4 protein-coding genes are annotated in these 4248 nt (G+C 43.9%); 2 read left to right on the top strand and 2 right to left on the bottom strand.

Annotated features, from left to right (window positions below; genetic code table 11):
* Window positions 1-160 precede the first annotated feature (160 nt).
* Window positions 161-316 carry a hypothetical protein gene (locus tag VB775_RS15625; protein ID WP_281006646.1) on the bottom strand — a complete coding sequence of 52 codons (156 nt, stop codon included), beginning with the start codon at window positions 314-316 and terminating at the stop codon, window positions 161-163.
* Between the two features lie 99 nt (window positions 317-415).
* Here VB775_RS15625 and VB775_RS15620 point away from each other — a divergent pair, with 99 nt between their 5' ends.
* The gene (locus VB775_RS15620) at window positions 416-1582 is read left to right on the top strand and encodes a mechanosensitive ion channel family protein (protein WP_281006645.1); all 1167 of its coding nucleotides are present in this window, start codon (window positions 416-418) and stop codon (window positions 1580-1582) included.
* Window positions 1583-1708: 126 nt separating this feature from the next.
* Here the strand turns inward: VB775_RS15620 and VB775_RS15615 are convergent, their stop codons facing one another.
* Window positions 1709-2263 carry an ankyrin repeat domain-containing protein gene (locus VB775_RS15615; protein WP_281006644.1) on the bottom strand — a complete coding sequence of 185 codons (555 nt, stop codon included), beginning with the start codon at window positions 2261-2263 and terminating at the stop codon, window positions 1709-1711.
* A 273-nt stretch (window positions 2264-2536) separates the two neighbouring features.
* On the opposite strand from VB775_RS15615, the gene VB775_RS15610 reads away from it, so the two are divergent.
* On the top strand, window positions 2537-4018 hold the full coding sequence (locus VB775_RS15610; RefSeq protein ID WP_281006643.1) for a BCD family MFS transporter: 1482 nt from the start codon (window positions 2537-2539) through the stop codon (window positions 4016-4018).
* The last annotated feature ends 230 nt before the right edge of the window (window positions 4019-4248 follow it).

The following is a 4248-nucleotide window of genomic DNA, read 5'->3' as shown; positions in this document are numbered from 1 at the left end:
AGGTCTTTGGTGTTCTCAAGTCTCAGCGTTCTTTCGATCCTAATTTTGTTAAAATTCCCTCTTGACTTTTTGGTACTCAAGACAGTATCTACATCTTTGGATAGGTAGGGGCTTGGTCTCCAAGCCCAAGTCTCTAATTTGCAATAAATGCGTATTGTATCTACTCTTGCGTTTGGCTAGACCGCCGCATGATTAAAGCTAGGGCTATGGATTCTGGTAGTAAGGCGGCGATCGCGGTCAGTTTTAATGACCATGTATCTGTCGCGCTGAACAGCCCCTCTAACCCACTCAGGTGGGCTGACCAAATACCAGTCATGTCAATGGTAATACAAGGAAATAAAAGTGCTGTAAATCCATTGGTAGAGAATTATATTGATTCATATGTCTATGAGCAATCACCAAAGAACATAACTTTATGATCATTTTGCCTATTGTAATTATTGTGGGCGCGATCGCTCTTTCTTGGGGCTTGGGAATGTTGCGGCGGTACTTATCGCGCACACTCAAACGGAAGTTAGAAGGTACGGAACGCGAGTCAATTACGAAGGGACTAGATTTATTTTTTACAGTAATTTTGTCGATCACCCGTATCTCCGTTTGGGTGGCGGCGATCCTCTACATTGCTGATCTTTTCCCCGATTCTCGCGCCATCAGCCAACAAATTCGCGATGTTTTAACATCTAGTTTTAATGCGCCCATCTTGACCCTTGGCAAAAGCTCCTATTCAATCATCAATCTATCGATTTTAGGCGCACTCCTATTTGGACTAATACTTCTCGTCAGAGCATTTATTGATATCTTTAAAGACCGTGTGCTCAGTATTGCAGGGCTAAACCGTGGCGCACAGGAAGCGATCGCGGTAATTGTGCAGTACACCCTAATCTTTATCGGCACATTAGTTTTATTGCAGATCTGGGGACTAGACTTGAGTTCGCTCACAATTTTGGCTAGTGCCTTGAGTATTGGTTTAGGTATTGGCTTACAAAATATTGCCAAAAACTTTGGTAGCGGCTTAATTTTGGTGTTTGAGCGTCCGATTCAAGTGGGGGATTTCATTGAAGTCGGAGATTTGCATGGCACTGTCGAAAGAATTGGGGCAAGGAGTACAGAAATTCGCACCTTAGATCGTGTCTCCATTATTGTGCCGAATTCGCGATTTCTCGATAGTGAAGTGATTAATTGGAGTCATGGCAACCCGATCTCAAGGATACATTTACCATTGGGCGTAGCCTATGGCTCCGATCCCCAGCATGTGCGGACAGTGTTGATAGAAGCTGCTAGCGAACATCCCAAGGTATTAGCTTCTCCTTCTCCTAGTCTATTGTTCAAAGGGTTTGGTGATAGCTCCTTAGATTTTGAGCTATTAATTTGGACTGCGGAACCAGACAAACAATTTTTACTCAAAAGTGACTTGTATTTTTTGATCTATGAAGTTCTTAACCAAAATCAAATCGAGATTCCTTTTCCGCAGCGTGATCTACATTTGCGATCGGGCAAAGTTGAGATGTCTTCACAACTGGAGTCAGCTTTGATCGAATTAGCAAAGCAGGGTAACCACGGGGGGGGTGCCCCTACCTATTAAGGTACGGGTTTGGTTTCCAAACCCTCTTTCAATTTTTGTTCTATAGCAAGCAAAGGTTAGGTTAGGACATAAAACCAAAAATACAAGTAGCGGCGCTTCGCGCCGCTACTTATATTTTGATTTTGATTAGTCATTAGCCACATTTCGTAAAATTGCGACCGTTTCTTGATGATTGCCATCCCATGCCCACATCATCGCTGTCCAGCCATTGCGATCCTGTGCGTTTAGCCGCGCTCCTGAGGCAATTAGCGATCGCACAATTTCGCTATAGCCTTGACCAGCCGCCCACATTAGAGGAGTCCATCCATACTTATTGCGCGTATTCGGAGTTGCACCTGACACTAATAAAACTCGCACCACATCAGTATGTCCATTCATCGCCGCCCATAGGATCGGTGTCCATCCATATTCATCGCGGACATTGACATCGGTTGCTTGGGAAATTAGCGATCGCACCTCCTTGAGGTTGCCATTTTGAGAAGCAATTAGTAATTGAGCATTTAGTAATTGAGTATTGGGTTTTTGCTTAGTTTTTTGTGACTTAACTTGCTGAATTTGATGATTAATAGGCTGTAGTGAATCAAAGTTTTTGGGTAACTCCTCTGCATAAACCTTAGTACTGAAGCAGAGAACTAGGCTACAAGCTAATAAAAAATTTGAGCGTCTCCAACCAGAATCCATAGATTTATCCCCATCTCAAGTTGATCAACTTGATAGGTTGTAAGTAGCTAGGCATAATTAAAACCTAAAACCAGAAGCTGTCCCGCCCGCTACGCGGGCGGGACAGCTTTCTAGGTTTTTAGTTTACTTATGCCTAGCTACTTAGTGCAGCACCATAACCTATCAAGATTGAATTAGAGTCTATGGGGCTGGTTTGGCGATCGGCTAGCGCAATTCTGCGGAAGTTTGAGATAATAGTGTTTTTACTGATTTTTTTAATTTCAATCGCAACCGATGAATAACCAAGTCGATATCGCAAATTTAGACGAAACCCCGTCCCAAATACCGCCTAAATTGCCACTGATCCAAATGTTTCGGATCGGGCTATTTCAAATGGGCTTAGGAATTATGTCTTTGCTGATCGCAGGGTTGTTGAACCGTGTGATGATCAACGAACTAGCGATTCCTGCGACCCTCGCCGCCGTGTTTATTGCGATGCCTCTATTTGTGTCTCCGACGCGAGTTTGGTTTGGGCAGACCTCCGATGCTAAAACGATATTCGGAACCCATCGCTCAGGCTATGTCTGGATTGGAGCCGTGATCTTTGCTGTGGTTGCTTTTCTGACTACACAGGTGATGTGGCAATTGGGACGCAGTGTGTATGAGATTGGCTGGAATGGTGTCACCTATGGCTGGGCGATCGCCTTGGCTGCTATGTTTGCGCTGTATGGAATGTCAATTAGCCTGAGTTCTACACCTTTTGCCGCGATGTTAGTGGATGTGTCCGACGAAGAGGATCGCTCTAAACTAGTGGGAATCGTCTGGTCGATGTTGATGGTGGGAATTGTGATTGGTGCGATCGTGGTTTCTCGTTTGCTGCAATGTTCAGAAGAACCGCCTAGTAATATTTCTATTTATACGGATCGCGATCGCCTTGCCCAATTGCAAAAAACACTAAATTTTGTCTTCATGGTCATTCCTGTGGCGGTAGTGGGTTTAGCACTGTTCGCTACCTATGGCATTGAGCAGAAGTATTCCCGTTATAAGTTGCGTGTTGCCGAAAATCACATTCTCAATGGAACCACTGCCACAGAGGATAAACTTAGTCTTGGTAAAGCGCTGCGCGTGTTGACGGCAAGCAAACAAACAGGTTTATTTTTCTCATTCCTGCTAATGATGACCATTGGTATTTTCATGCAGGATGCAATTATGGAACCATTTGGGGGTGCTGTGTTTGGCATGAGTATTTGTAAAACCACACAACTTAATGCCGCTTTTGGCACAGGAAGCTTAATAGGGTTGAGTTCTTCAGGATTCTTGATTGTGCCGCGCCTTGGCAAGCAAAATTCCACCAAACTAGGTTGTTACTTAGTTGCGGGTAGCTGCGCCTTATTATTAATTGCAGGATTTACCCAAAAAATTCCCGTCTTACAAGGTGCTTTAACTCTATTTGGATTTGCCTCTGGAATTACGACTTCAGGCGCTTTGAGTCTCATGCTTGACCTCACGGCGGCCGAAACTGCGGGAACCTTTATTGGTGCTTGGGGACTATCTCAAGCGATCGCTAGAGGACTTGCCACAGTTACAGGTGGTGTGGTGCTAGATATTGGCAACAAAATCTTCAGTTTGCCGACATTAGCTTATAGCTTCGTTTTTGTTTGTGAAGCTGTAGTGATGATTTTTGCGGTATTTCTATTAAGTCGAGTTAATGTCCAAGAATTTCGCACCGATGCCAAACAAGCGATCGCTACTGTATTTGCTAATGAAATAGATTAATGAGAATAGGCTTTTTGAAGCGTTTCAAAAATCATAAGTACCTCTACACAATTAAAACCTTAAAACCTGTGGCACGCGCATAGCGCGTGCCACAGGTTTTAAGTTTAACTAACGCGAACGAGAAGTCCCGCACTCTATCCGTTTACAAGGATGAGTGACGGGATGAAAGTGAGCCAGAAACAAATTGAGCGATTCTCGAATCAATAGAAGTTATCTATGCTATAATTAGC

The organism is Pseudanabaena sp. CCNP1317 (assembly GCF_034931345.1).
GTDB lineage: Bacteria > Cyanobacteriota > Cyanobacteriia > Pseudanabaenales > Pseudanabaenaceae > Pseudanabaena > Pseudanabaena galeata.
The sequence above is the reverse complement of the archived record's forward strand: the minus strand, read 5'-3'. Positions and strand labels throughout refer to the sequence as shown.

Bases quoted from the DNA above. Each gene is read 5' to 3' on its own strand.
- VB775_RS15625 (WP_281006646.1), bottom strand. From the start codon at position 316: ATGACTGGTATTTGGTCAGCCCACCTGAGTGGGTTAGAGGGGCTGTTC.
- VB775_RS15620 (WP_281006645.1), top strand. From the start codon at position 416: ATGATCATTTTGCCTATTGTAATTATTGTGGGCGCGATCGCTCTTTCT.
- VB775_RS15615 (WP_281006644.1), bottom strand. From the start codon at position 2,263: ATGGATTCTGGTTGGAGACGCTCAAATTTTTTATTAGCTTGTAGCCTA.
- VB775_RS15610 (WP_281006643.1), top strand. From the start codon at position 2,537: ATGAATAACCAAGTCGATATCGCAAATTTAGACGAAACCCCGTCCCAA.